Below are 25,909 nucleotides of genomic sequence, written 5' to 3'. Positions count from 1 at the left end.
ACCGCGCTCCCGGCCGCGCTTGCTGGGTCGCGGTATAGCAGGCTTGCGATGATGCATTCTGGGCATTGCAGGTTACCGGAGCCGTCGGGCCTGTTGCGGCCGGAGCGACAACCCCCGTCAATTCCGGAGTTACCTTACTCGGGGTTCTGGTGCCAGCCCCCACGCTGCCATGTGACTGTTGAATATAGACGTCGGACGCGGCAGGCGGCGTTGCCGACGGCGCGGATTGCGCGATCGCATGATCCGAAAACGCCGCCGGCAGCACCGCGATGGCGAGCCATATCCATGATCGTGTTCTCATCGCTCGGCTCTCTGTTCGAAAGATACATCAACGCAGAAGGTATCTACCAAATCCGCTTTACACAAAATAGCTGCCGTGGCGATAGCGGATTTTGCCGGAGACGCAAACACGATCGCGGGCCAAGCCATCGTCGTGTCGTCATACGCGCGCCATCGGCGGTGTTCGCCACCTTGCTCGCATCGATCCTATGTTCGAGCACCAGCTTCTCAAAGCCATCGCATATCGGCGGCGGCGAGGTTTCGATTGCGCAGGTACCTCCGGGCACGACGTTGCGTTTCAAACGGCGCCAGCAAACCGTCGCTGTGATACACTCACACGCGGAGTCGGATTCCACGCTCAGGAAAATGGCCGAGGACGCTGCGACAGCACATACGTTGCCGATCGACTATTTCCTGCGGCTGATCCGGCAAGAGAGCGGATTTAACCCGAACTCCGTCAGCCGGGCTGGCGCGCAAGGCATTGCCCAGTTCATGCCCGCCACGGCCTACGACCGTGGCCTGAAGGATCCGTTCGATCCCGCCGAAGCCTTGCCGAAATCCGCCGAACTGCTGAACGAGCTCAGGGATCATTTTGGCAATCTGGGCTTGGCGGCGGCCGCCTACAACGCCGGTCCCGAACGTGTTCACCAATGGCTCACCGGCAAAAGCCAATTGCCTCAGGAGACGATCGACTATGTCCGCGTGATCACGGGGCATGACGCCGCGGACTGGGCGAGGTCGAACGATCTCGCGATCAATCTCAGCGCAGACGCGCTTGGGTCGTGGTCCCAGCTACGTCCGCGCGTCAACCGCCTGTCCTGGGAAGCCCAGCTACTGGCAACACTTCAAGCCGCATCGACAAACGGATCCGCCGTAGCGGCCACGCCGGTTTTACGTCCAAAAGCCGGCGAAGCGTCGTTGTGTTCACAGTGCATCCTGCAATCGGCTTATTAGATCAGCACCGGAACCGTGGCCCGGTGTGATCTGCTTCACATCGGCTACGCGAAATGAAGGCTACATCAGCGACACCGCCCGCTTCCCGCGGGCCCCTGAATTTGGAGGTCGCTAATGGCTGCCATCGTGAGGGTTCTCGCACGCGCTCTTCCCAAAGAGTCGATCGAGATCGAAATCCTCAAACAGCTGGCGCTATTTTGCGGCGCCGGACTGTTGGTATCGCTGCTGATGATGACCTATGGCCTGGATCTCAGCCCAGGACTTTTCTGACGACGACTTTTCTGACGACGACTTTTCTAACGGCCGCCCCGTCGCGCGGACCGCAATTCGCGGGCCGGCGCTGCCACGGCGACGACTATGACATCGAGGCCGCGTCACAGGATCGCGGCCGATCGCTCAACATGAAAATCAAAAGATACTGTTGAAATGGTTTGAAAGCCGTTGCCGAACGCGAGGCAAACGAGCCCGCCAGCGCCAACCGACCTACCACCAGCGCCAACCGACCTACCAGATGTTGTTGGCGAACAGCCCAAATTGCGGACGCTGCGCGACCAACATCGTTGGCGCGGTTGGCGGGACAACGCGCCGCTTCGCGACCTTGCGCTTTTGCTGAGGTTTCGGGCTGGGCTTTTTCAGATCGGTCGGCACAAGCTGAGCGAATGCATCCCGCGCCGTCACCTTGATCGAGGCGTCGGCCACTGTCACCGGAGCTGCAACGCCGGCTTCATTCGTTGCTATGTGTGTCTGGGCGGGAACGATTGTCGGGGCGCTGGTATCGAAAACCACCCGCTCCGGCCATTTGCGGTCGGTGTGGATCCGGATCATCGGCACATCAGCCGCCGTGTTGGCCGCCTCGGCTACCGGCGCCACCGGCAACGTCGGAAATGCCTCCCCAGCAACAAACAGCAACGCGAGCAGCGCCGCGCCGACATAGAGAAAGTATCGCATTAGGGGCATTTCTGGGTCGCTCCATCCGCCCTGTCGCGCGGATCACACCTTCACAACTGGTTGTCATGTAGTTGGTTCCGGCCGCCACCGTTAGGTTCAACGCCGCCTCAATCGCTTCTTTGTGAACGTGATTTAGCTAAATATGGCTGGCCGTCACCGGTGCGCACCTGGCCCGATCGGCGTTAACGTTGACGAAGCCGACATGCAGGTGGGCGAAGGTCTTCCGCCCCTTCCGCGGGACGGTGTCGTGGATCACCCGCGTGCGGTCGGTCAGATGGCTTCCGTCTCCGCGGCTGAAAGTGCAGGAAATCTCGATGTCCCTGACCGCGTAGTCGTTGCCGTTGCGAAGCGTGAAGGTGACCAGGGCATTCGACCCCAGACCTCCCCGCCGCCAGTGCTGCGATGATATCTTCAGGCCGTCGGCCGGTGGTACTTCGCGGGACACGGCCTGCGTCTCCGGCAATGCGCCCTGTTGCGCGCCGGCCGTGGCAGCCGGCAACACGCTTTCCGGCACGGCGGCCGTCGCCAACTCTACCGGCTCGCCCTCGGCCGCTCCTTCGCCATCCTCCGACCAAGCCATCCAGCCGCCAAAGCCGGCCACCACAACCACCGCCAACCCAAGAAGCCCGAGCCTGGGATAATTCGGACGGTCGGCCGCGGCTTTATCCGGCCTATCGGCAAAACGGCCACCGAACGCGGCTAGCCTGGTCAGGTCGAGGCGATACAGCCCGGTATTCATCGTGACCCCATCGCGTTGCGCCGCGTGGCTCCAACAACGAGCGCCAATGGCGGGTTTCCCCGTCAAATTGCATAATCCGTCAAATCGGAAATAGTTGCAGCCACCCACGACAATGTTGGCGGGCCGCGGGGATCGGTCGGCGGCACTGGGGGATGGTCTTGCTGGAACGGGGCCGCTAAATTGCGCGCGACAGGCGAACGCCAGAAGCGTCGCGACAAGCGACGCGTAAACCCTCAAGGGGAGACCGACGATGCCGACAGTTACCTGGGACCATGTCCATTTGCGCAGTCCCGACCCGGAAGCGATGGCCGCCTGGCTCGCGGATATCCTGGGCGGCGAGATCATCCGCGGCCCCGGGCGAATTGACGTGAAGCTCGGTGGCGCCAATGTGTTCATCGCGCCGGTCGCCGCAGGCGACGGCGTCCACACCCCGCCGGTAACGCCCTATCAGGGGCTCGATCATTTCGGGCTTACGGTGAAGGATATCGACGCGGTGGCTGCCGAGATCAAAGCCAAGGGCGTGGAGTTCACCAAGGAGCCCACCACCATCCGACCGGGCGTGCGCATCTGCTTTATTCGCGGGCCGCAGGGCATTTCGATCGAACTGCTCGAGCGCGACAAGAAATACGCCTGAGGCACGCGGTCTCACCGGCGATGGCTGTCCGCTGTGCTTGGACACCAGACGCCCCGTCCTAGCCGATGCCGCCGCGGGCATAGCTGCCTCGCCGGGTCATGTCATGTTTCTGTCATACGACAGATATGGCCCGGAAAAGCCTGTGCGCGAGGCCGCAACGCGTACCCGAGCCGTCGCCGAGGGCAACCTGTCGCGTTGACGCCGCGTCAAACTTTGGCATAACAGACAGCGATCCCGTCGGGACAACGGGATCGTCGGGACACGATGAAAAACGGTCTGTATTCGATACACGTCACCTTGCAGGACGGGCGTTCTGGCAAGGGCAGCGGTGTTGTCATATTCCGGGATGGCAAGATCCTCGGCGGCGACGCCTACCTGTTTTACATCGGCAGCTACACCGTCAAGGGCGATACCTTCAAGGGCGAGGTGCTCGTCCAGCGCCATACCAGCAGCCCCGACGCCAATCCGCTGTTTGGCGGGCCGAGCCCGGTCGGCGTCGGCGTTTCCGGCACGTTCACCGACACCAGGGCCGTCATGGACGGCACGGCGCTGGTCGGCAAGGCCAGCCAGATCTTCAAGGCGACGCTGCGCTTTCTGGCCGAGAGCGACTAGCTAGCCAGACGGCTGTCGACCGACGTCTATTGGCGTCTATTCCGCCGCCTGCTCCAGCGGCGCCACCTTGGGAAGGATGATCTGGATTCGCGTCCCCTTGCCGGGCTGGGATTCAAGGTCGAGCCGGCCGCCGAGGCGATTGGTCACGATATTGTAGACGATGTGCAGACCGAGCCCGGTGCCGCCCTGGTCGCGTCGCGTGGTGAAGAACGGGTCGAAGGCGCGACGCCGGACGTCGAGGCTCATGCCGCAGCCATTGTCCGAAAAGATGATCTCGACATTGTCCGTGCCGGCTTCCCTCACCAGAATATCGACCGCTCCGGGCCTGCCTTCGGGGAAGGCGTGCGCCACCGCGTTGAGGAAGAGATTGGTGAGCACCTGACCGTAGGGGCCCGGATAGCTGTTCATGGTGAGATTGGGTTGGCAGTCGACATTGAGCGTCAGATGGTGCTTTCGCAATCCGGGCCGCAGGCTCATCACCACCTGCTCGGTCAGGTCGCCAAGATCGAAGCTGCGCTGATCGGAGTAATTCCGGTCGGCGGCCACCTGCTTGAAGGACTGGATCAGCTCGGCCGCGCGGTTGAGGTTCGCTACCAATTGCGATGACGCATCGCGGCTGGTTTCGAGAAAATCGGTCAGCCGGGAGCGCCTGAGATCGCCGCGCTCCACTTCGGCGGTGAAAATCGCCGTCTTGCGCTCCAGCGACGAGGCCACCGTCAGGCTGATGCCGACGGGGTTGTTGACCTCATGGGCGACGCCCGCCACCAGCCGTCCCAGCGCGGCGAGCTTTTCCGCCTCGATCAGCGAGTTCTGGGTTTCCCGCAAGTTGCGCAACGCGGCTTCGGCGGCATCCTTGGCTTTGCGCATCTCCTGTTCGCCGCGCTTGCGTTCACCGATATCGAGCGCGACGGTGACGATGCGTTCAATCTCGCCTTCGGCGTCGAGCAGCGGCAGCTTGTTGACCAGCCATTGCCGCATACTGCCGGCGGCATCCATGTATTCCTCCTCGTAGAATCCGAGCCCCCTGCTGGTCGCCAACACCCGCTTGTCGTTCTCGTCGGTCTTTTGCGCGCCGTAGCGCGACATCAGATCGGAGGTGGTGCGGCCGATCGCGTCCGCCTGCTCGATGCCGAAAATACCGGCCATGTAACGGTTCATCAGGACGTAACGCAGTTCCTTGTTCTTGACGTTGATCACGGCGGGCACGGTGTCGATCACCTGCTGCAACAGCCGACGGCCTTCGGCGATGGCGTCCTCGGCCCGTTTCTGATCGGTGATGTCGCGGATCGTTCCTTCATACCGGACTACCTCGCCGGTCTCGTCACGCACCACCGTGGCGCTGTCGGATATCCAAAGGATCGCGCCGCCACGCTGGCGCACCTGATATTCGAATTCGCGCACCATGCCGTCACGCGCCATCAACGCGCGATACTGCTCTCGCGCCTCCGGATGCACGTAGATGTTGTGGGAGATATCGCTGACCAGTCCGATCAATTCTTCCGGCGTGCCGTATCCCATCATCCGCGCCAGCGCCGGATTGGCGTTGAGCAGCGCGCCGGCGGGCGTCGTCACATAAATTCCATCGACCGAGCCCTCGAACAGCTTGCGATAGCTTTCCTCGGCGAGCCGCTGCTCCCCAAGCGCGTGGATCGCCGCCTCGCGCGCGGCGTCGGCATCAACCAGCGAACGGCGGAATACCTCGGCGGCGCGGGCGATGTCGCCGATCTCGTTAGCGACATCGGTCGCCGGGATCGAAGCATGTTTCTCGCCGCCGGCGAGCGCGCGCATGGATCTGGCGATCAACTTCAGCGGCCGAACGGTCCGGCGCACCACGAACAGCGCCGCGGCAAGCCCCGCCAGCACGCCTCCGATACCGAGGATGATGCTTTGCCATTTGTCGTCCCGCAGCGTCCTGGCGAAATCGTTGGCCAGGACACGGCCCCTGCGCGCACTGGCGTCGCGCAGCAGGTCGGTCACCCGTCCGATCTGCCGGCCTTCATTGCCGAGCACGTCCTTGTCGAGTTTGGCAATCTCGGCTTCCGCATCCGAAATCGAACTGATCGCATCGGCGTAGCCGTCGGTTGCCGAACGAAGCGCCGGACTATCGATCGCCAGCGCCCGCATCTGCCGCGCCGACCGCTCGGCGGAAACGGGATCGTGTGCCAGCAACGCCGACGAGATTTGGTTCTGCGCCCGAAACAGGCTTCCGGCGACGAGCCGATCGGGCTCCTCCGGAAGTGCTGCTTCGAACCGCTCGCGCAGCGGCGACAACGCCGCGACAAGTGCGTCGCGGCGCGCAATCAGCGCGCCGACATGCTCGATGCCTTCGCGATAATTCGCAAAGCGCTGCGCCACGCCGTCGATCATGTCCTGCTGCTCGGGAGCCAGTTCCAGCCGGGTCTTTTTCAAGAGCGCGCTCAACGCTGAAACCGCCTCGCTGACCCGATCGGACTGCGCGTTCGGATCGGTCACAAAATCGCGGGCGGCGAGCCGCAGTTCCGCGACCCGGCGGTCGATCTCTTCGGAGAGATCACCGACATCCTGCAGCCGCTGCAATTCGCCGAAGGTCGCGTCGATATGGCGAATGGCGATCACGCTGGCCATGCTGGTCGCCATGATGACCACCAGGACCAGCAGGAAGCCGCCAAAGGTCAATTGACCGATCGATAGCGAGAACGACCGTATCCGTTGGACGATAGCGGCAAAGGGCATGGGTTCGTGACCGGCTCCGGGCAGCCCGCTTTATACGCTGGAATCGGTCCCAAGGGGAACAAGCGGCTCCCCCGGGCGAGCCCTTCACGAGGCGTTCACAAGACTTTCGCCAGCCCTGGGCCAGAGCCCGCTTCCGCCCCCTCAATCTGGGGGGATTCCGGCGTCTCTGACGACCTTCGCCCACAGCGCGACGTCATTCTTGATGATCCCGGCGAACTCCGCCCGCGAGGCCGGTTTTGGCGGACATCCGGCGAGGTCGAGCTTCTGCTGCACGTCCGGCGCCGCCAATGCCGCGTCGAGCGCCTTGCTGATGCGATCGACGATCGGCTCGGGCGTGCCGGCGGGAACCACGATGCCGAACCATGGCGTCACCTGGGCGCCGGGATAGCCCTGCTCGGCCATGGTCGGCACGTCGGGGAAATATTTCGACCGGCCGTCGTTGATCGCGCCGATGATCCGGATGGTGCCGGTCTGCACCTGCGCCAGCGCCTGGTTGGCGGACAGGAAGCTCGAGGTGATCAGACCGCTGGAGATATCCGCCACCATCTGCGGATAGCCGCGATAGCCGATGCCGGGCACATCGATGCCGGCCAGCCGCTTGAACAGTTCAAACCCCAGATGCCCGGTCGATCCCTTGCCGGGATGGCTGTAATTCAGCTTGCCGGGCTTTTCCCTGGCCAGCGCGACATATTCCGCGACGTTGTTCACCGGCAGCGTCGTCGGCACGATGAAGAAATTCGGCGCACCGCAGATTTGCCCGATCGGGGTGAAATCGCGCACCGGATCCCAGCGCAGCGCGACATTGAGCGACGGGCTCGCGGTGAAGAACGTCGTCACCATCAGCCACGTGTATCCGTCAGGCGCCGCGCGTGCGACCTCCTCCGCGGCGATCGAACCGTTGCCGCCGGATTTCGATTCGCTCAGAATCGTCCCCTTCCACTGCTCGGCGATGTTTTGCGCGACGATGCGCCCGAACACGTCGACCACGCTGCCGACCGAATAAGGAATGATCATGCGGATCGGGCGGTTGGGGAAGTTCTCCTGCGCCCTGCCGGCGTCGGGCGCAGCGAGCCATATCAAGCATGCGCCGATGAGAACGCCGATGCGTCCGATCCTCATGATGCGTGCCCTGCCATGTCTTTTTCGGCGCCGTTGCGGCGCTCGGATTTGACGACAGGATGCCGGGATTATTCCGATACAGCAAGGGCACGAGGGTTTTCAGGCCATCGCGGCCTTGCGCGCCGGAATCGTCATCGCCGCGACACCGGCGACCACGCAAGCGAGCCCAATCCACGCGGTCGAGGTCAGGCTTTCGCCGAGGAACACGACGCCGAGTGCGACCCCGATCGGCACACGCAAATAGGCCTGCGCGGTGGTGCCCACCGATCCGACGGTCTGGATCAGCCGGAAATAGATCACGAAGGCGCAGGCGGTGGAGAATACAGAAAGACCGAGCAGCGCCAGCAGCGAGCCCGTCGATGGCGTAATCGTCCAGGGGCGATCGATCACCAGGCTCATCGGAATCAGGATCGCCGCGCCAGAGATCAGCGAGCCCGCCGCCGGCGCGATCGGATCGAGATTTCTGAAACCGCGGCTGAAGATCGCCGCGCCCGCGTAGCAGATCGCGGCGAGTACGATGACGATCTGCGCGGCCAATTGCTCGCCGAGACCGGACAAGGCCTGCACGCCGACGATCAGACAGATGCCGGCCATTCCAGCGGCAACGCCGAACAATTTTCGGGCCGTCGGCGCTTCGTGGCGGGCAACGGCGAGCGTGAGGAAGAAGGTGAAGATCGGTGACGTCGAATTCAGAATCGTCGAAAGCCCGGCGTTGAGCGAACGTTCGCCCCAGGCCAGCATCGTCCAGGGGACAACGCTGTTGAGGCAGGCCTGAAACAGGAAGCGCCGCCAGGTCGCAGCGTCGCGCGGCAACCGAACACCCCGCCAGCGCATGATCGCAAGCAGCAACCCCGCGGCAATCGTCGTCCGCGCTGCGATCAACGTAATCGGCGGGATGGTCGCGACGCCAAGCTTTATAAACGTGTAGGACGCGCCCCACAGCGTTGCGAGCACGAGCAGTAGCACAAGCTCGAAAGCCAAGTTGCGAGGTCGCACGTCAGATTCGCTCATCCGGATCGTTCCCTTCCCGATGCAGTCGGGAAACAAACCTACACGGCTGGAGAACCAATATACTTCGTTACGTAACGAAGTGTGATGTCGTCAAAGACCACCATGACGGAGGACAGGCCCGCTAGGACTCTCAGCCGAGCGCGCCGACTTCAAACAGCTCGCCGTCGTAACCAGCCTCTTTGGGAATACGCAGCTGACGGCCGCCATTGAGTTTTGTCATCACCGGCATCACCGTGACGATTGGCTTGCCCTTCATTTCATCGAGCGCGGCCTGGACATTGGGCTGCTTGCCGAGCCGGATCAGATTGCGCGTGGTTGGAAATGGCAGCTTGAACCGCCCGCTCTCGCCGCCCTCCAGCGCCTCGCGTGGCGACAGCCAGATCGAGTCGGTGGATTCCTTGCCGTCATGCGCACCCAGCTGCGCCGGCGGCGCGGACGCCACGAAGAACCAGGTATCGAACCGCTTCGGCATGCCTTCCGGCGTGATCCAGTGCGCGTAAGGCACCAGTTCGTCGAGCGCCAGCGACAGTCCGCTGTCGGCCAGCACTTTTGGAAAATTCGTCTTGCTCTCGCACAGCGCGGCGCGATGGCCGGCCTCGATCTCGGCGGCGCGCTTGGCATCGACCAGCGCGGTCGCTCCTTGCGGCCGCGCCAGCAGAATGCCGCTTTCCTCAAACGTTTCACGAACCGCCGCGATGCGGAAGCTTAAGTCCGCGGCATCGAGCCCCTCGCCGCCGGAATAAAGCTCCGGCCGCGCGATGATTTCCTTGTCGCTCGCGTCGACGCTGCCGCCGGGAAACACCAGCGCACCCGAGTTAAAATCGATCTCGTAATGGCGCACCATCATGAAGACCTCGATTTCCTTCCGCGCGGCATTGTCCCGCAACAGCAGTATCGTGGACGCCGGACGCGGGGCAGCAGCTTCAGCCATGCAATCACTCCAACAAACATCTCATGGTTCGAGACGGCGCTAACGCGCCTCCTCACCATGAGGTCCACCTCATCCTGAGGAGCGGCCTCTTGGCCGCGTCTCGAAGGATGAATGTTCAGCTCTCACGGTTCGAGGCGACGCCGCCGGACAGCGCAAGAGCGCTGCGGGGAGCGCGCCTCCTCACCATGAGGATCGTGTTACTCCGCCGCGCTGGCTTGCGGCTGCAGATTGGCGCGCTTGTCGACGCGGGCGACTCGCGACAGCAGATATTCCACCTCGGCCTTCGCCGCGGCGGTGATGGTCGCGCCCGGCTTGCGCTGCGCGCTGGTGGCGATGATGCCGCGCTTCTGCAGCACGTATTTGCGCACCGCCAGCCCGGCGCCGGGCTGCTGCTCGTAGCGGATCAGCGGCAGATGGGCGTCGAACAGATCGTGCGCGGCATCGCGCTTGCCGGCCTTCGACAGTTTGACCACGTCGATCAAAAGCTCAGGGAAGGCGTAGCCGGTCATCGCGCCGTCGGCGCCGCGCTCCATTTCGAAATCCAGGAACAGACCGCCATTGCCCACTAAAATCGACATCGGCTTCAGCGAGGCGTCCTTCTGGTATCCGCGCAAGGTCGAGATCTTTTCCAGCCCCGGCCAATCCTCATGCTTGAGCATCACGCAGGACGGTGAGTCCATCACGATCTTGCGGATCACCGCGGGCGTGAACACCACCGACAAGGTCAACGGATAATCCTGTAGCACCCACGGAATATCGTCGCCGATCGCTTCCTGGGCCTGCTTGAAATAGCTGATAATCTGGTCATCCGTGCGCAGATGCGGCGGCGGCGCGATCATGACGCCGGCAGCACCGGCATCCATCGAGGCCTTGGCCAGCGAGCGCATGGTGGCAAAGCCCGGCGCCGACACGCCGACGATGATCTGCATGGTCTTGGCGCGCTTGACGAAGCGGATCGCCACGGCCTCGGCTTCCGCCGCATCGAGCTTCGGCGCCTCACCGAGAATGCCGAGCACGGTCACGCCGTCGCATCCGACCTCGGCGTAGAAATCGGTCAGCCGGTCGATCGAGGTATGATCGATGCGGCCGTCCTCGTGGAACGGCGTGGGCGCAATGGCGAAGGTGCCGGCGGCTTGTGCGGTGAGTTTTGTCATGTGTGTCTCTCTCTTCGTCATTCCGGGACGCCCCTTTGGAGCAAACCCGGCGTGACGGCTTTATACCCGCACCACGGAATTACGGAAGCGTCAGAACCGCCGGGCGCCCATCTTGATCTGCTCGTCGGAGAAGAAAATCTCCTTGGCATGCTCGACCAAGTCCTGCGCCTTCCAGCCCGAATGCGGCGGCTTCCAGCCGTCCATTTCCATCATCTTCATCTCGCGGACGCCACGGGGGCCGGAAACGCCCAAAACCTTGCCGGTCTGGTCGCCCGAGAGGTCGCTGACCATGTACAGCACGGCCGGCGCGATGCCGTCCGGTCCCAAGGCCAAGCCGGGATTTTCCTTGTAGCGCGGCAGGTCGGCGGTCATCCGGGTCAATGCGCCCGGGGCGAGCGTCCAGATCCGGATGTTGTATTTGCGGCCCTCGATCGCCAGCACATTCGACAGTCCCCAGATACCACCCTTGGCGGCGCCGTAATTGGTCTGGCCGAAATTACCGATCAGGCCCGAGGTCGAGGAGGTATTGACGATGACGCCGCCGCCATTGTCACGCATCCAGCGGAACACCGGCTGGGTGCAGCAGAACGTGCCTTTCAGATGCACTTTTATCACCTTGTCCCAATTGGCCTCCTTGGCCTTGGCAAAGGTCTCGTCGAGCAGGATGCCGGCATTGTTGACCAGGATATCGGCGCGGCCAAAGTTCTTGATGGCGTCGTCGAATACCGATTGGCCGCCCGCCAGGGTCGAGATGTCGGCGCCATTGGCCACCGCCCGGCCGCCTTCGACCTTGATCGCCTCGACGACTTTCTGCGCCATGCTCTGGTCGCCGCCCGAGCCATCGCGCGGGCCGCCGAGGTCGTTGACGACGACCCCCGCACCTTCGCGTGCGAACAATTTGGCATAGGCCTCGCCAAGCCCTCCGCCCGCGCCGGTGATGATCGCAACCTTGCCGTCGAGCAATCCCATGGTGGTTTCTCCGTTGACCGGTTTTCTGTTTATCCGCCGTCATGGCCGGGCTTGTCCCGGCCATCCACGTCTTACTTCGCCTCACGAAGGAAAGACGTGGATGCCCGGCACAAGGCCGGGCATGACGAAACCCTCAGTTCGCTCCCAGCGACGACTTCACCCCAGCACCGTCCGGCCGCTCTTGATCACGGTGACGTCGCGCGATTTCACCTTGGCTTCGAACGAAATCACATGGCCGTCCTTCCACAGATCCATCGTGACGGTCTCGCCGGGAAACACCGGCGATGAGAATCGCGCGGCGTGTTGTTTGAAGGCTGTGGGATCGTAGTCGGCATAGGTCTGCAACACGCCGCGGCAGGTGATGCCGTAGGTGCACATGCCGTGCAGGATCGGCCGCGGAAAGCCGGCACGCTTGGCGAATTCGGGATCGGAATGCAACGGATTGCGGTCGCCGCAGAGCCGGTAGATCAGCGCCTGGTCCGGCCGGGTGGTGATGTCGACCGTCCTGTCGGGGCTGCGGCTCGGCACCTTGTGCGGTTCGGGCTGGCCTTCGGACGGCCCGCCAAAGCCGCCGTCGCCGCGCGCAAAACGCGAGGCAATCAGGGTTGCGAGCTTCTCGCCCTTGTCGTCCTTCAGCACGGTCTGATGACGGATCACCGCGCCCTTGTCCTTGCCCTTGTCGAAGGCATCGAGCACGGTCGAATCTGCGGTGATGTGGGCCGCCACCGCGAACGGCTTGTGGAACGTGATGTCGCGCTCGCCATCGACCACCATCACGCGGTTGAGATTCATCTCACCGGGTCCGGCCCCCCAGGCCGCGACCGAAGCAAACGTCGGCACCACCTTGAGCGGACGCGGCGTCGCCGTGCCCTCATTGACGAACGCCAGTTCCTTCTCATCCATCGGGTCCGCGCCCAACCCGATGCCGTACGCGTAGAGCATCACTTCGCGATCGGTGTAGGCGTATTTCTGTCCGAGATTTTTCAGCGCCATCAACTCGTCGTACTTGATCGGCATCGCGATCCTCCCGTTATTTTTTTCAGCGCCCGTTACTGCGCCCTCTCCCCTTGTGGGAGAGGGCTGCACGGCACCTGCAAAAGACGTTGCTCGGTGAGGGGTCGGTGCAGAGCAATACCCCTCACCCGGCACGGACTTCGTCCGCGCCACCCTCTCCCACAAGGGGAGAGGGAAAAAAATTACGCCGCCGTAAAGAACGGCAACGGCGCGCCTTCGGTCGGCTTCCACACCAGCTTCACCTTCTGGCCGATCTTGAGCTTGTCGATGTCGCAGTCGACGATGTTGGTCTGCAGCGACGGGCCTTCCTTCAAGGTGACGTAGGCAATCGCAAAAGGCCCGGTCGGGGATTTGCGCATCAGGCTGAAGGTGTAGATCGTGGCCTCGCCCGAGCTCTCCTCCCACACCGTCTTGTCGGAAAAACAGAACGGGCAGATCGAGCGCGGGAAATAATGCGGCTCGCCGCAGGCGGTGCAGCGCTTGATCATGAACTTGCCCTGCTTGGCGGCTTCCCAGAACGCAGCGCTTTCGGGATTGCCTTGCGGCGCCGGATATTTCTTTGCTTCAGCCATCACACGCGCTCCAGAATGCAGGTTGAGGCGGCATGACGCACGCCGAGCAGTCCGCCGGTGCCGTGGGCGATCGCGAGATCGCAATTCGGCACCTGCACCTTCGGATGCGCTTCGCCGCGCAACTGCCGCACCGCTTCGAGGATTTTGGTCATGCCACCGCGGTTGACCGGATGGTTGCTGCAAAGGCCGCCGCCATCGGTGTTGAACGGCAGCTTGCCGACGCCGGAAATCAAATTGCCGTCGGCGACGAACTTGCCGCCCTCGCCCTTTTTGCAGAAGCCGATATCCTCGAGCTGCATCAGCACGGTGATCGTAAAACTGTCGTAGATCGAGGCGTATTTGATATCCTTCGGCGTGATGCCCGCTTCCTCGAACGCGCGAGGTCCGGACCAGACGCCTGCGGAATAAGTCAGATCGAGATCCTTGCCGCCGCGCGGCCCCTTCATCGCTTCGCCATGGCCGATCAGGCGCACCAGCGGCTTCTTCAGGCTTTTCGCGATCTCGGGCGTGGTGACGATCATGGCGCCGCCGCCGTCGGTGACGACGCAGCAATCCATCCGGTGCAAGGGATCGGAAATCATCGGCGAGTTCAGCACATCCTCGACCGTGACGACCTCCTTGAGCATCGCATGCGGATTGTACTGCGCATGATGGGAGGCCGCGACCTTGATCCAGGCCAGTTGCTCGCTGGTGGTGCCATAGTCGTGCATGTGGCGCATGGCACACATGCCGTAGACGTTATGGGTGGTCGCCCCGTAAGCCAGTTCGAAATCGGCCTCGGCTCCGGCGCTGCGCGGCGGCATCGCACCGGTGCGCGGCTTGCCAGCCAACGTCACCAGCGCGATCGAGCACTTCCCCGCGGCGATCGCTTCGGCGGCGTGGCCGAGATGCACCAGATAGGAACAACCGCCGGTATCCGTGGAATCGAAATGGCGAACCTTGAGGCCGAGGTAGTCGACCATCGGCATCACCCCGCCTGGCGCATCGCCGGCGCAGAAATAGCCGTCGATATCGGCTTTGGTCAGCCCCGCATCCTCGATCGCCCCCTTGGCGACCTCGGCGTGCAGCTGGGCTGTGGATTTATCGGGTGCGTGCCGGGTCGGATGTTCATAGATCCCGGCAATGTAGGCCTTGCCCTTGATGGTCAAATTGATCTCCGCTGGCGTTTCTTATTTCCAGCCATTTTCTCGCCTGTCGGGGGCGGCTTGGCAAGCGCGGAAATATTCCGTCCCGCGAGACGGCGCATACCTCCGCATTCTCGCGGTGCCATTTGCCCGAGTTTTGCAAATTCACGTCGTCGTCCCGGCCTTGAGCCGGGACCCATACGCCGTGTGTTCTCGTTTTAGCACTGGAGCAGATGCCTTCTGTTACAATTGACGCCAGGGACTATGGGTCCCGGCTCAAGGCCGGGACGACGACCGGATGCGACTTCGCATTCTCGCGACAGCATGCGCCCGAGTTTTGCAAGAACGATGCCCTCTAAACAGAGAGGGCGCAGGGAAGACCGGGTGCACGCTGCACCCGCGGTCTCATGTGCACGGGTAGATAGAAAAACGCACATGAGCATACAGGTTCAGCGGAAGCAGTCCGGCCTTCCCTGCGCAATGGTTTGACGGCTTATTCCGTGCTCTCCCCGGTGAGACCATAGCTTGTTTGTCACCGTCGCCCCCAAGAAGCGTGAGCTGCTTGCGAACTTGACACCTGCCATCGGGGCGTCAGGACCACACGACTTTGCCGTACGCACGACTATCGCTCGTCTGGCGATAATCTTACGTCCACCGCATCCCACCGCGCGTTTCGTGACGTGCGCAACGCCCCTCTTGTCGGGTAGGACGCACCGAATGCGCAACTGATTTGGGTCAAAAACAAAGCGGAATATTTTTCGCTGACGGGCTGGACAGGATTCCGCGCGCGAAGGTGATTTGCCCGTCGGGCAAGCGGTTGCCGGAACCCGCGCTGCCTGAACCTGTTATGAGCATCACTCGACATATGCATCGTGACCATCCGAGGCACCCTCACGGAGGCTGCGGCATGCTGCCGTATGGCCGATCGCGAATGGCTCGGTATTCTGCAGCCCATGTGGGGGGTGTGGCCGTGAACATTCTCGGCATCAACGCGGTCTATCACGATTCAGCCGCGGCACTGCTCGTCGATGGCGTGCTGGTCGCAGCCGTCGAGGAAGAACGCTTCAATCGCATCAAATACGGCAAGCTGCCGGACGTCGACAACCCGCATCAATTGCCCGAGCGTGCGATCCGTTTCTGCCTGGATCATGCCGGGCTCACCGCCGACGATATCGATCACGTCGCCTACTCGTTCGACCCCCGGCTGCGCCAAACGCGCTACCGCGCGGAGTGGTGGCCGGACCCGCGGGCCGAAGAGGTCTTCCTGCTGCGGCTCGGCCAGGTGCGCGGTGTCGCCGACGAACTTTTCCGGCGCAAGCTGCGGCAGACATTTCACTTCGTGCCGCACCATCTCGCCCATGCCGCCTCGGCCTATTTCCCGTCCGGCTTCGATCGCGCGGCCATCCTCACCGTCGATGGCATCGGCGAGGCCGCCGGTTCGACCTTGGCGAAGGCTGTGGGCACGCGTATCGACCAAGTCGAAACATTCGAGTATCCCCACTCGCTTGGTTTCGCATGGGAAGTGATCTGCGCTTATCTCGGCTTTGCCGTGTTCGATGCCTCGAAGCTGATGGGGCTCGCGGCCTACGGCAATCCGAAAACCTTCCGTCGCCAATTGCAGGAGATGATCCACGTCGGTGAGCAGGATTATGCGATAGACCCCGAGGCGATCGGCTTTCTATCGGCTAGGGAACCCCGGATAGAGAGTTTGCTCGGTCCGCCGCGGGACCCGGATGCAGAGCTTCAGCAGCGCGATGCCGATATTGCCGCCGCCCTCCAGGAAGCCACCAGCGCGGCGGTGATGGCGCTGGTCCGCCGCATCAAACGCAAGGTACCGTTCGACCATCTGTGCTTTGCCGGCGGCGTTGCGCTCAATTGCGTGACCAACGATCTGGTCCGGCAATCCGGCGAATTTTCCGATGTGTTCATCCCTTCGGCCCCGCATGATGCGGGCACCGCGATCGGCGCCGCCTATGCGGTGCATTGCGCCAAACAGAAAACGGCTCCCGAGCGCGGCAACGCCACGCCGTATCTCGGGCCGGCGTTCAGCCGTCGCGAGATTCTCGCGGCGGTCAAAACCGCCGGTCTCACCGCCAGCATCAGCAAAAACCCGGCGCGCGACGCCGCCGAGATGATTGCCGCCGGCAAGATCGTCGCCTGGTTTCAGGGCCGCATGGAGTTCGGGCCGCGGGCGCTGGGCAACCGGTCGCTGCTGGCCGACCCGCGCCGGCCGGACATGCGCAACATCCTCAATCAAATGGTCGAGCACCGCGAGGATTTTCGCCCCTTTGCGCCGAGCGTGATGGCCGAACACGCCGACGAATGGTTCGAGATCGGCGCCCATACCAAGAGCCATGAATTCATGCTGTTCGCATCCGCCGTCAAGGCCGGCTTGCGCGATCGCATCCCCGCCGTGCTGCACCACGACGGCACCGCGCGGCTGCAACTGGTGCGGCGGGAATCAAATCCGCGCTTTCACGAGTTGCTGTCCTGTTTCCATCAGCGAACCGGCGTGCCGATGGTCGTCAATACATCCTTCAACGACAGCGAACCCATCGTCTGCACCCCCGCCGACGCCATCGTCACCTTCCGCAAATCCGGCATCGACGCGCTGTTCATGGAGAATGTGTGTTTGACGGCGGAAGGCTAGCGGGCGGCTCGTGCTGAGGGCTGCAGGCCGCGCAAAGCGCGGCCCGATGATAAGCTCCGCCGTCATCCTGAGGTGCGAGCGCAGCGAGCCTCGAAGGATGGTGTTCAGCGCAGTACTTGCGGCCATGCGCCGCGCAGAACAACATCCTTCGAGGCTCGCAATGGCTCGCACCTCAGGATGACGCCTGAGATAACTTCGCAGGCTCTGAGGAGCGGCCGCGTGGCCGCGTCTCGCAGGATGGCTTCCTCGAACATCTCGCTATCCGTCATGGCCGGGCTTGTCCCGGCCATCCACGTCTCGCTTGCTTGAAACTCCCAAGACGTGGATGCCCGGGACAAGCCCGGGCATGACGAAATCTTCGAGCCTACTCCGCCGCGATCTGCCGCAAGCAGGGCGAGGTGACGAACTTGCAGATCCGCCGATCGGGCTGACCGCGCGGATGTGCCTACTTCTTGTCTGTGACCAATTGCTGTAATCAAAGCGGCAATGGGTTTGACGAGAACAGTTCCATTGCATCGAGAAGAGCGCGGCGCTCAATAATGCTAAGGGGCAGGCCGTAGGGAGCCGGCTCCCCTCCGTAACGCCGATCAATCTCCAACAAGACATCTCGAATCTCACCAGGCAGGCGATAAACCGAGTCGATGGTACAAATTGCTCCTCTTATCGATTGCGCCCTCCCGAAAACTCGATCAAAAGAAAAAATTTCCTGGGTCGTAACTGCCCTTGCCATCACAGCCGCACTATTCACCGACGTCACAATGCACATTCTTACCGCTTCATTTGAAAACGAAGCGTGAAACATATCTCCCACAGCCAGCTTTGAAATGAGTTCCTCGCGATCCGTTGTCATTGGCCAATCCGGAAAGGTTTCAGAATTGAAATGATTTCTTTTCGAGGGCAACCACCAACTCCGGCAATTCGAAACCGATCTGCCCGTTGAAACTCCCCGATAACGCCGCCGATTTACTCCGCCGCGATCTGCCGCGGTGCCGGCGGCGGGTTGGCGAGGTCGGCGGTCAGTTGCGTGTGGCGGGTCCTGGCGTCGTGCGCGGCCTTTTCCTTCACCGGGCCGTAGCCTCGGATGCGATCGGGCAGCGACAGCAATTCGATCGCGGTATCGAGCGTGATCGCCGACAGCGCGACGAGCACGGAGGCGACATCCTTTTCGTAAGCCGTGATCAGCTCGCGCTCGAGCTTGCGGTCGGGGCTGTAGCCGAAAATGTCGAATGCCGTGCCGCGCAGGTTGCGCATTTTCGCCAGGTTACGAAACACCGGCATCATCCACGCGCCGAACGCGCGCTTCTTCGGCCGCCCCAGCGCGTCGGTGCCACCGCCCAGGAGCGGCGGCGCGAGGTTAAAATTGATCTTGAAGTCGCCGTCGAACTGGTCGCGCAGTTGCTTTTCAAATCGGCCGTCGGTGTAGAGACGCGCCACCTCGTATTCGTCCTTGTAGGCGAGCAGCTTGGCGTAGTTGATCGCGACCGCGCGCGGCAACTCGTCGCCGAAGCCGAGATCGGTCGTGGCGCTGCGCACCTGCGACACCAGCTTGCGATAACGGACGCTAAGCTTTTCGTTCTGATACTCGGTCAATAATGTCGAGCGATGCGCGATGATGTCATCGAGCGACATTGCATCCAGCGTCTTCGGCGCTACCGTCTCGTCCTGGCCCTTCATCATCGAGGCGAGCCGCGTCGGATCGGCCGCCGCCAGACGCCCCAACTGGAAGGCTTGCATGTTCATCTTGACCGCGACGCCGTTGACTTCGATCGCCTGCTGGATCGATTGCGCCGACAGCGGCAGCAGCCCCTTCTGATAGGCAAAGCCCATCATCATCATGTTGGTGGCGATGGAATCGCCGAGCAGGGTTTCGGCTGGTTTTGTGAAATCGAAGAACGAGGAATCCTTGCGCAGCGCGGTCTCCAGCACGTGATTGACCTTGCGCGCCTGGAAGTTGAAATCGCGGTTCAGGATAAAATCCGCGATCGGAATCAGATGCGTGTTGATGATTCCGGTGGTGCGGTCGGATTCGCACAGCGTGATGGTTTCCTTGGCGGCGGCCACCACCTCGTCGGCCGCGAGCACCAGATCGGCGGTGCCGGTGACGATGCGCGAACAGGTCACGTCCGCAGTGTGCTCCGAGAGCCGAACGTGGCTCAGCACCGCGCCGCCCTTTTGCGCCAGCCCCGACATGTCGAGGATCATGCTGGCCTTGCCCTCGATATGGGCGGCCATGCCGAGCAGCGCGCCGATGGTCAGGACGCCGGTGCCGCCGACGCCGCCAACCGCGACGTTATAGGGACGCTCCAGCGACGGACGCGACGCCGGTTCCGGCAGTTCGCCGATATCGCCGACGCCGGCCGGCGCGCGCTTGCGCAGCTTGCCGCCATCGACGGTGACAAAGGAGGGGCAAAAACCTTTGACGCAGGAATAATCCTTGTTGCAGGTCGATTGGTTGATGGCGCGCTTGCGCCCCATCTCGGTCTCCAGCGGCTCGACCGAGATGCAGTTCGACTGCACCGAACAGTCGCCGCAGCCTTCGCAGACCGCCGGGTTGATCAGCACCCGGCGCGCCGGATCCTCCATGGTGCCGCGCTTGCGGCGGCGACGTTTTTCGGCGGCGCAGGTCTGCACGAACACGATAGCGGAAGCGCCCTTGACCTGGCGCAACGTCTTCTGGACCGCATCGAGCTCATCGCGATGCGCGGTCTTGGTGCCGGGCGCGATCTCGGAGGCCGGATAGGCGTCGGGATTTTCCGACACCAGATAGATGTCGCGGATGCCCTCGGAGTGAAGCTGGAAGGTGATCTGCTGCGGCGAGAGTTCGCCGTCGACGTGCTGGCCGCCGGTCATCGCGGTCGCATCGTTGTAGAGGATCTTGTAAGTGATGTTGGCCTTGGAGGCGACCGCCTGACGGATCGCCAAGCTGCCGGAATGGAAATAAGTGCCGTCGCCGAGATTGGCGAACACGTGCTCTTCCTTGGTGAAGGGCGCGACGCCGACCCAGGGCACGCCCTCGCCGCCCATATGGGTAAACGTCTCGGTCGAGCGGTCCATCCACAGCGCCATGAAATGGCAGCCGATGCCGGCGAACGCGCGGGATCCTTCCGGCACCTTGGTCGAGGTATTGTGCGGACAGCCCGAGCAGAAATACGGCGTGCGGGTGATCGGCGCCACCGCCTGCATCTGGCTGGCCTGGCGGCCGTTGAACCAGTCGGCCTTGGCGCGCAGCATGGCTGCGATTTCGGGATTGAGATTAAGTCGAAGCAGGCGCTCGGTCAGCGAGCTCGCCAGTGACGCCACGCTGAGTTCTTCCGCGAAGGGCAAAAAGCGCTTGTCGTGATCGTCCATCTTGCCGATGATGCGCGGGCGGACGTCGTCGCGCCAGTTGAACAATTCCTGCTTGACTTGATTCTCGACGATCTCGCGGCGCTCTTCGACGATTAAAATCTCTTCAAGGCCGACCGCGAACTCGCGCACGCCTTGCGGCTCCAGCGGCCAGGGCATGCCGATCTTGTAGAGCCGCAAGCCGATCTTGGCGGCGACTTCCTCGGTGATCCCCAATTCGCGCAGCGCCTGGCGGATATCCTCGTAGCTCTTGCCCGACGCCATGATGCCGAAGCGCGCGTTCGGCGAATCCATGGTGATACGGTTGACCTTGTTGGCGCGCGCGAACGCGATCGCGGCAAAGCCCTTGTAGTCCTGCAAGCGCCGGTCCTGGTCGTAACGGTCGTCGGGCCAGCGCAGGTTCAGGCCACCCGGCGGCATCTCGAAATCGGTCGGAATGATGAAGGGCTTCATCTCGTCGGAGAGGTCGATCTCCGCCGTGGTCTCCACGGTTTCGGTGATCACCTTCATGCCGACCCAGCAGCCGGAATAGCGCGACATCGCGATCCCGAGCAGCCCCATCTCGATCATTTCATGGATGCTCGAGGGATAGAGATAGGGCATCAGCGCCGAGATGAAGGCGTGGTCGGACTGATGCGGCACGGTGGAGGATTTGGCACCGTGATCGTCGCCGGCCAGACACAGGACGCCGCCATTCTTGGCCGAGCCCGCCGCATTGCCGTGGCGGAACACGTCGCCGCAACGATCGACGCCGGGGCCCTTGCCGTACCAGATGCCGACCACGCCATCATGGTTGGCGCCGGGCGACAGATTGAGCTGCTGCGAGCCCCAGATCGCGGTGGCCGCGAGGTCTTCGTTCACGCCGGGCTGGAACTTGACGTTGTACTGTTCGAGATGTTTCCGCGCGGCGAACAATTGCTGGTCATAGCCGCCGAGCGGCGACCCGCGATAGCCGGAGATGAAGCCCGCGGTATTGAGGCCTGCGGCGCGGTCGCGGCGGATCTGCGCCATCGGCAGCCGGACCAGCGCCTGAATCCCGGTCAGGAAGACGTGGCCGGAGCCCTGGGTGTATTTCTGATCGAGACTGATCGGACCTTGGTTGATTCCCATTCCACCCTCTTTAAACCCGGGCAAGCAGCGGCCGCTTGCGGGTTTTTATGTAATTGTTCAATTCCTTAGAACCAGTCTATGTCGGTTTTCGCAGGCCGCGCATCAGAAATCTGGGCAATGGAGACCCGCAGGAAGCAGATCGCAATTTCGTGCCGGGAATAGCGGCGTTTTATTTCGGTTTGTGTCGTAACGGCGCTTGGCCACGAAATGGCGTGGCGCGATCGTTCGTCCCGGTTTTGCGTTATAATGAGGTTTGGGAGATTTTATTGGTGCAGCGACGATACGGTGCGATGCGAGCGATTCTGCCGGCTCTGCTTTTGTGCACTGCGTTCGGCACGAAGTTCGCCTTGGGCGAAGCCCGGGCCCAAGCCGCTCAGGCCCAAACCTCCGCCGACACCCTCGCGCGCGGCAAGGCGCTGGCCACTGCGGGGGATTGCGCGGGCTGCCATACCGCCGATCCCTTAAAACCGTTCGCCGGGGGCAAGCGGATCGAGACGCCATTCGGCGGCATCTATTCGGCCAATCTGACGCCGGATCGCGCGACCGGCCTCGGCGGCTGGAGCGACGAGGACTTCTATCAAGCGCTGCGTAACGGCGTGGCGCCGAACGGTTCGCGCTATTACCCGGCGTTCCCTTATCCCTATTTCAGCAAAATGACCCGCCAGGACATTCTGGCGATCAAGGCTTATCTGGCGACATTGGCGCCGGTCACGAACGCACCATCGCCGCCGCAACTGCGCTGGCCGCTGAACTATCGCGTGGTGATGCGCGGCTGGGACTGGCTGTTCTTCCAGCCCGGTATCCTCCAGCCCGACCAGCACAAGAGCGCGGAGTGGAATCGCGGCCGCTACCTGGTCGAAGGTGCGGCCCATTGCGGCGCCTGCCACACCACCAAGGACGTGTTCGGCGCCGACAAGCCCGCCCGCGCGCTCAGTGGTGGACTGGTGCAGGACCAGTTCGCGCCGCGGCTCGATGGCGCGGAACGCAGCGGACTGAAATCGTGGAGCGTCGACGATATCGTCGAGTATCTACAAAGCGGCCGCAACGGCCGCAGCCATGCCGGCGGATTGATGGCCGAGGTCGTGGTCGATTCGACCTCCAACATGAGCGATGGCGATGTTCGTGCGATGGCGGTCTACCTGAAGGATTTGCCGGCCGGCGCGCCGGAGCCGAATGTCGTGCCGCCCGCGGCGACGCAAATGAGCGACGGTGCGCGGATCTACAAGCGCGCCTGCATCGCCTGCCATGAAGTCGATGGCTCCGGCGCGCCGCGGATCTATCCGCCGCTGCCCGGCAATGCCAATCTGCAATCGGCGATCCCCGCCAACACGCTGCGCATCATCCTTGAGGGCGCGCAGACCGTAACTACGCCGCGCGCGCCCAATACCGGATCGATGCCGGCTTACGCGAAGGATTTGTCGGATCAGGAGATCGCCGATGTCGCGACCTATGTCCGCAATTCCTGGGGCAACTCCGCCTCCGCGGTGACGGCTTCGCAGGTGGCGGCCGCGCGCAAATGACCGTGCCCCCTTACCGCCCGTCCTCGTTGAAGACGAATTTCGGCATTTGCCATTTGTAGCGGATCGCCAGCAGGCGAAACGACAGGCCGAGCACAAAGGTCAGCGTGGTCCAGGTCTCGTCGTTCAATTTCAGTCCGAACGCGGTGGCGTAGAACAGCCCGGTGACCACGGAGACGCTGGCGTAAAGTTCGGAGCGAAACAGCAGCGGCACGTCGTTGCACAGGATGTCGCGCAACACGCCGCCGGCGCAGCCGGTGATCATCCCCGACACGATCACGATCGTCAGCGGCTCGTTCATCTGCCAGGCGACATCGCAGCCGGCCATCGTGAACACCACAAGCCCGATGGCGTCGAGCACCAGAAACGCCAGGTTCAACCGATGCACCAGCCGCGCGACCAGGATGGTCACGAAGGCGGCAAGCCCGGTCAGGGCGAGATAAGACGGGTTCTCCACCCACAGCAGCGGGTAATGCCCGAGCAGGACGTCGCGGATGGTGCCGCCGCCGAGCGCGGTGATCGAGCCCAAAAGGCAGACGCCGACCCAGTCCATGCTGCGCCGCCCCGCAGCCAGCGCCGCGGTCATCGCCTGTGCCGCGATCGCCACCAGCGACAGGCCGTAGAGAACGATATCGCCCGGCGGCAGAGCCCGCATCGCAATCCCCCAAGAGCTTGGAACTGAGCTTGGAACTGAGCTTGGAACTGAGTTTGGAACTGGAGCTGGAACTTACGTCGCGGGTTCCATCCTGAACAGGCCCGGAAATCGGACGCGCTCAGGAACCTGGGGCGGGCCGCGGCCGTTAGTAACGGAAGCCAACGGAGGAACCCATCGATGGCCAACCAACGCATTCCGGACGAGCTCATGCGTCCGCCGCTTGCCGGCGACGATTTGCGCGACCCCACGCGCCTCGACAATCGATTGCAGCCTGATCCCGAACTCGCGGAGGGCCGGGCCAGCGGCGGCAAGATCGCGATCTTCGCCGTGGGCATCGCCGTCGTGCTTGGCGCGGTATTTTATGGCTTGAACAATTCTTCGGTCGAACAGGCCGGCACTACGCCGGTCGCCGCGACGGCGCAGGACAATACGCAACCGCCGCCGGCGCCTCCGGGCATGCGTGACGTGACGCCGCGCGCCAACTCCGCGCCGGGTGTCACCACGGGCGCTGCCGCCAATCGTCCGCCGCCGCCGAGCCCCACCCCGAGCGACACGACCCAGAGGGCCAACCCCTTCAATCACTCGGAACAGCGGTAGCGGATAAGAGCCGCCTGAATTGACGCAGCGGGCGTTTCACCGCCCGCCGCGCTGTTGTGGACGGCGTACTACTTGAACATCTTGTTCAATTCGCCGCCGGAATAGCCATTGGCAAGCTCGGCGAACGTCCCATGCTCCGCCATCTCGCGCGCCGCGCGCATAAAACCGGCCCACGCCGTGCGCGCCAGCGAACCGCCGACGCTGATGCGGCGCACGCCGAGTTCTTCGGCCTGCTTGACCGAGAGACCGGACGCGCCGATCAGAAGATTGACCGGCTTCGGATGCACCGCCTTCACCACCGCCGATATCTGTTCTCGCGTCTTGATGCCGGGCGCGTAGAGGCAATCCGCGCCGGCCTCCGCATACGCCTTGAGCCGGTCGATCACCATGTCGAGATCGTCGCGGCCGACCAGAAAACCCTCGCAGCGGCCAGTCAGCAGCACGCCGCTCTGGTCGGCGTCGATCGCGGCCCGCGCCGCCTTGATGCGCGCAATCGCGAGTTCGCGCTCGTAGAGCGGCTTTTCGGCATCGCCGGTCGAATCCTCGATCGACAATCCGGCAACGCCCGTCCTGACGGCGCGCGCGACGTTGATGCCGACCTTGTCAGCCTCGTGCGCGAAGCCGCCCTCGAAATCGGCGTTGACGGGCAGATCGACCGCGCCACAGAGCGCGTCGAGATGCTGCAACACATCCTCGAGCGTCACGCGGTTGTCGGATTTGCCGATTGACCAGGCAAAGCCCGCACTGGTGGACGCGAGCGCCTTGAAGCCCAGATGCTGTAAGGCCAAAGCGCTGCCGACGTCCCAGGGATTGGGCAGCACGAAACATCCGGATTGATGCATGTTGCGGAATGTCGCCCGCTTGTCGGCTGTGGTGACCGCCATGGCTTTTTCTCCCTTGTTGTGATCTGCCCGCCAAGATAGCGACGCGCGGCATCGGGCGCCAGCGCCGCGCTATGCGACGACCTTGCGCAAAAACGTCCGCTCTTCCGCCAGGATGAATTGATGTTCCTCGGCAAAGGCAAAATTCGCCATGCCTTCGCTGTCGCTGCGCAGCCGCGCGCGGTAGCTCTCGTAAGCCGCCAGGCTTTCGAAGGAAATCAGCGCGAACGCGATGTTGTTGGTGCCCTCGTGCGGCATCCAGTAACCGAGCAGATCGCCACCCGCCTTCGGGATGATCGTGAGCCAGCGTTTGGAATATTCCTCGAACAATGCGCGCTTGAACGGATCGATCTGGTAGCGGATGAAAACGGTGATGGTCACG

Annotated in this window: 23 protein-coding genes; 7 read left to right on the top strand and 16 right to left on the bottom strand. The window is 63.0% G+C overall.

Annotation, left to right across the window (positions count from 1 at the left end; genetic code table 11):
- Positions 1-285 precede the first annotated feature (285 nt).
- Together GSQ88_RS35510 and GSQ88_RS34890 are read left to right on the top strand one after the other, a co-directional pair.
- On the top strand, positions 286-1,233 hold the full coding sequence (locus GSQ88_RS35510) for a lytic transglycosylase domain-containing protein (RefSeq protein WP_159006341.1): 948 nt from the start codon (positions 286-288) through the stop codon (positions 1,231-1,233).
- Between the two features lie 114 nt (positions 1,234-1,347).
- The gene (locus tag GSQ88_RS34890; RefSeq protein WP_174247922.1) at positions 1,348-1,503 is read left to right on the top strand and encodes a hypothetical protein; all 156 of its coding nucleotides are present in this window, start codon (positions 1,348-1,350) and stop codon (positions 1,501-1,503) included.
- Between the two features lie 234 nt (positions 1,504-1,737).
- On the opposite strand, the gene GSQ88_RS05300 is transcribed toward GSQ88_RS34890, so the two are convergent.
- Positions 1,738-2,190: a hypothetical protein gene (locus GSQ88_RS05300; protein ID WP_159006340.1), complete on the bottom strand. Its 453-nt coding sequence runs from the start codon at positions 2,188-2,190 to the stop codon at positions 1,738-1,740.
- 127 nt (positions 2,191-2,317) lie between these two features.
- Entirely contained in the window at positions 2,318-2,920 is a 603-nt protein-coding gene (locus tag GSQ88_RS05295; RefSeq protein WP_159006339.1) for a hypothetical protein, read from the bottom strand.
- A 250-nt stretch (positions 2,921-3,170) separates the two neighbouring features.
- Here GSQ88_RS05295 and GSQ88_RS05290 point away from each other — a divergent pair, with 250 nt between their 5' ends.
- A complete protein-coding gene (locus GSQ88_RS05290) occupies positions 3,171-3,554 on the top strand; it encodes a VOC family protein (RefSeq protein WP_159006338.1) in 384 nt (127 codons plus the stop codon).
- 264 nt (positions 3,555-3,818) lie between these two features.
- Entirely contained in the window at positions 3,819-4,166 is a 348-nt protein-coding gene (locus GSQ88_RS05285) for a GrlR family regulatory protein (protein WP_159006337.1), read from the top strand.
- Between the two features lie 36 nt (positions 4,167-4,202).
- On the opposite strand, the gene GSQ88_RS05280 is transcribed toward GSQ88_RS05285, so the two are convergent.
- From GSQ88_RS05280 to GSQ88_RS05240, 9 genes are all read right to left on the bottom strand, one after another.
- Positions 4,203-6,878, bottom strand: coding sequence for a PAS domain S-box protein (locus GSQ88_RS05280; protein WP_159006336.1), 2,676 nt, complete (start codon positions 6,876-6,878; stop codon positions 4,203-4,205).
- 141 nt (positions 6,879-7,019) lie between these two features.
- The gene (locus GSQ88_RS05275; protein WP_159006335.1) at positions 7,020-7,997 is read right to left on the bottom strand and encodes a Bug family tripartite tricarboxylate transporter substrate binding protein; all 978 of its coding nucleotides are present in this window, start codon (positions 7,995-7,997) and stop codon (positions 7,020-7,022) included.
- A 99-nt stretch (positions 7,998-8,096) separates the two neighbouring features.
- A complete protein-coding gene (locus tag GSQ88_RS05270) occupies positions 8,097-9,008 on the bottom strand; it encodes a DMT family transporter (RefSeq protein WP_159006334.1) in 912 nt (303 codons plus the stop codon).
- A 130-nt stretch (positions 9,009-9,138) separates the two neighbouring features.
- Positions 9,139-9,939 (bottom strand): NUDIX hydrolase, encoded by an 801-nt coding sequence (locus tag GSQ88_RS05265; RefSeq protein ID WP_159006333.1) that lies wholly within the window; start codon positions 9,937-9,939, stop codon positions 9,139-9,141.
- Positions 9,940-10,136: 197 nt separating this feature from the next.
- Positions 10,137-11,093, bottom strand: a complete 957-nt coding sequence (locus tag GSQ88_RS05260) for a dihydrodipicolinate synthase family protein (protein WP_159006332.1) — start codon at positions 11,091-11,093, stop codon at positions 10,137-10,139.
- 90 nt (positions 11,094-11,183) lie between these two features.
- On the bottom strand, positions 11,184-12,062 hold the full coding sequence (locus tag GSQ88_RS05255; protein ID WP_159006331.1) for an SDR family oxidoreductase: 879 nt from the start codon (positions 12,060-12,062) through the stop codon (positions 11,184-11,186).
- Between the two features lie 156 nt (positions 12,063-12,218).
- Positions 12,219-13,079, bottom strand: a complete 861-nt coding sequence (locus GSQ88_RS05250) for a MaoC family dehydratase (RefSeq protein WP_159006330.1) — start codon at positions 13,077-13,079, stop codon at positions 12,219-12,221.
- A 179-nt stretch (positions 13,080-13,258) separates the two neighbouring features.
- Entirely contained in the window at positions 13,259-13,648 is a 390-nt protein-coding gene (locus GSQ88_RS05245) for a Zn-ribbon domain-containing OB-fold protein (RefSeq protein WP_159006329.1), read from the bottom strand.
- Positions 13,648-14,796: a thiolase family protein gene (locus tag GSQ88_RS05240; RefSeq protein ID WP_159006328.1), complete on the bottom strand. Its 1,149-nt coding sequence runs from the start codon at positions 14,794-14,796 to the stop codon at positions 13,648-13,650. The genes GSQ88_RS05245 and GSQ88_RS05240 overlap by 1 nt, the downstream gene beginning before the upstream one ends.
- 946 nt (positions 14,797-15,742) lie before the next feature.
- Between GSQ88_RS05240 and GSQ88_RS05235 the strand changes: the two genes are divergently transcribed.
- Positions 15,743-17,422 (top strand): carbamoyltransferase family protein, encoded by a 1,680-nt coding sequence (locus GSQ88_RS05235; RefSeq protein ID WP_246735064.1) that lies wholly within the window; start codon positions 15,743-15,745, stop codon positions 17,420-17,422.
- A 475-nt stretch (positions 17,423-17,897) separates the two neighbouring features.
- Here the strand turns inward: GSQ88_RS05235 and GSQ88_RS05230 are convergent, their stop codons facing one another.
- The gene (locus tag GSQ88_RS05230) at positions 17,898-18,272 is read right to left on the bottom strand and encodes a hypothetical protein (RefSeq protein WP_159006326.1); all 375 of its coding nucleotides are present in this window, start codon (positions 18,270-18,272) and stop codon (positions 17,898-17,900) included.
- 113 nt (positions 18,273-18,385) lie between these two features.
- A complete protein-coding gene (locus GSQ88_RS05225) occupies positions 18,386-21,877 on the bottom strand; it encodes an indolepyruvate ferredoxin oxidoreductase family protein (RefSeq protein ID WP_159006325.1) in 3,492 nt (1,163 codons plus the stop codon).
- Between the two features lie 290 nt (positions 21,878-22,167).
- Here GSQ88_RS05225 and GSQ88_RS05220 point away from each other — a divergent pair, with 290 nt between their 5' ends.
- A complete protein-coding gene (locus GSQ88_RS05220) occupies positions 22,168-23,397 on the top strand; it encodes a cytochrome c (RefSeq protein WP_159006324.1) in 1,230 nt (409 codons plus the stop codon).
- Between the two features lie 10 nt (positions 23,398-23,407).
- Here GSQ88_RS05220 and GSQ88_RS05215 read toward each other — a convergent pair whose 3' ends face one another.
- Positions 23,408-24,049, bottom strand: coding sequence for a trimeric intracellular cation channel family protein (locus GSQ88_RS05215; RefSeq protein WP_159006323.1), 642 nt, complete (start codon positions 24,047-24,049; stop codon positions 23,408-23,410).
- A 177-nt stretch (positions 24,050-24,226) separates the two neighbouring features.
- Here GSQ88_RS05215 and GSQ88_RS05210 point away from each other — a divergent pair, with 177 nt between their 5' ends.
- On the top strand, positions 24,227-24,646 hold the full coding sequence (locus tag GSQ88_RS05210; RefSeq protein WP_159006322.1) for a hypothetical protein: 420 nt from the start codon (positions 24,227-24,229) through the stop codon (positions 24,644-24,646).
- 68 nt (positions 24,647-24,714) lie between these two features.
- Here the strand turns inward: GSQ88_RS05210 and GSQ88_RS05205 are convergent, their stop codons facing one another.
- On the bottom strand, positions 24,715-25,530 hold the full coding sequence (locus GSQ88_RS05205; RefSeq protein ID WP_159006321.1) for an isocitrate lyase/PEP mutase family protein: 816 nt from the start codon (positions 25,528-25,530) through the stop codon (positions 24,715-24,717).
- Between the two features lie 69 nt (positions 25,531-25,599).
- Positions 25,600-25,908, bottom strand: coding sequence for an NIPSNAP family protein (locus tag GSQ88_RS05200; protein ID WP_159006320.1), 309 nt, complete (start codon positions 25,906-25,908; stop codon positions 25,600-25,602).
- Position 25,909 lies beyond the last annotated feature (1 nt).

Origin of the sequence: Bradyrhizobium sp. S69, from assembly GCF_009766005.1 — a bacterium.
GTDB lineage: Bacteria > Pseudomonadota > Alphaproteobacteria > Rhizobiales > Xanthobacteraceae > Bradyrhizobium.
Note: the sequence above shows the minus strand (reverse complement) of the source record. Positions and strands in the feature narration are given on the sequence as shown.

What these genes read in the sequence shown, in the direction of transcription:
- GSQ88_RS05265 (WP_159006333.1), bottom strand. Translation starts at nt 9,939, where the DNA reads ATGGCTGAAGCTGCTGCCCCGCGTCCGGCGTCCACGATACTGCTGTTG.
- GSQ88_RS34890 (WP_174247922.1), top strand. Translation starts at nt 1,348, where the DNA reads ATGGCTGCCATCGTGAGGGTTCTCGCACGCGCTCTTCCCAAAGAGTCG.
- GSQ88_RS05245 (WP_159006329.1), bottom strand. Translation starts at nt 13,648, where the DNA reads ATGGCTGAAGCAAAGAAATATCCGGCGCCGCAAGGCAATCCCGAAAGC.
- GSQ88_RS05270 (WP_159006334.1), bottom strand. Translation starts at nt 9,008, where the DNA reads ATGAGCGAATCTGACGTGCGACCTCGCAACTTGGCTTTCGAGCTTGTG.
- GSQ88_RS05230 (WP_159006326.1), bottom strand. Translation starts at nt 18,272, where the DNA reads ATGACAACGGATCGCGAGGAACTCATTTCAAAGCTGGCTGTGGGAGAT.
- GSQ88_RS05220 (WP_159006324.1), top strand. Translation starts at nt 22,168, where the DNA reads ATGCGAGCGATTCTGCCGGCTCTGCTTTTGTGCACTGCGTTCGGCACG.
- GSQ88_RS05215 (WP_159006323.1), bottom strand. Translation starts at nt 24,049, where the DNA reads ATGCGGGCTCTGCCGCCGGGCGATATCGTTCTCTACGGCCTGTCGCTG.
- GSQ88_RS05250 (WP_159006330.1), bottom strand. Translation starts at nt 13,079, where the DNA reads ATGCCGATCAAGTACGACGAGTTGATGGCGCTGAAAAATCTCGGACAG.
- GSQ88_RS05205 (WP_159006321.1), bottom strand. Translation starts at nt 25,530, where the DNA reads ATGGCGGTCACCACAGCCGACAAGCGGGCGACATTCCGCAACATGCAT.
- GSQ88_RS05285 (WP_159006337.1), top strand. Translation starts at nt 3,819, where the DNA reads ATGAAAAACGGTCTGTATTCGATACACGTCACCTTGCAGGACGGGCGT.
- GSQ88_RS05280 (WP_159006336.1), bottom strand. Translation starts at nt 6,878, where the DNA reads ATGCCCTTTGCCGCTATCGTCCAACGGATACGGTCGTTCTCGCTATCG.
- GSQ88_RS05300 (WP_159006340.1), bottom strand. Translation starts at nt 2,190, where the DNA reads ATGCCCCTAATGCGATACTTTCTCTATGTCGGCGCGGCGCTGCTCGCG.
- GSQ88_RS05290 (WP_159006338.1), top strand. Translation starts at nt 3,171, where the DNA reads ATGCCGACAGTTACCTGGGACCATGTCCATTTGCGCAGTCCCGACCCG.
- GSQ88_RS05255 (WP_159006331.1), bottom strand. Translation starts at nt 12,062, where the DNA reads ATGGGATTGCTCGACGGCAAGGTTGCGATCATCACCGGCGCGGGCGGA.
- GSQ88_RS05225 (WP_159006325.1), bottom strand. Translation starts at nt 21,877, where the DNA reads ATGGGAATCAACCAAGGTCCGATCAGTCTCGATCAGAAATACACCCAG.
- GSQ88_RS05210 (WP_159006322.1), top strand. Translation starts at nt 24,227, where the DNA reads ATGGCCAACCAACGCATTCCGGACGAGCTCATGCGTCCGCCGCTTGCC.
- GSQ88_RS05295 (WP_159006339.1), bottom strand. Translation starts at nt 2,920, where the DNA reads ATGAATACCGGGCTGTATCGCCTCGACCTGACCAGGCTAGCCGCGTTC.
- GSQ88_RS05275 (WP_159006335.1), bottom strand. Translation starts at nt 7,997, where the DNA reads ATGAGGATCGGACGCATCGGCGTTCTCATCGGCGCATGCTTGATATGG.
- GSQ88_RS05260 (WP_159006332.1), bottom strand. Translation starts at nt 11,093, where the DNA reads ATGACAAAACTCACCGCACAAGCCGCCGGCACCTTCGCCATTGCGCCC.
- GSQ88_RS35510 (WP_159006341.1), top strand. Translation starts at nt 286, where the DNA reads ATGATCGTGTTCTCATCGCTCGGCTCTCTGTTCGAAAGATACATCAAC.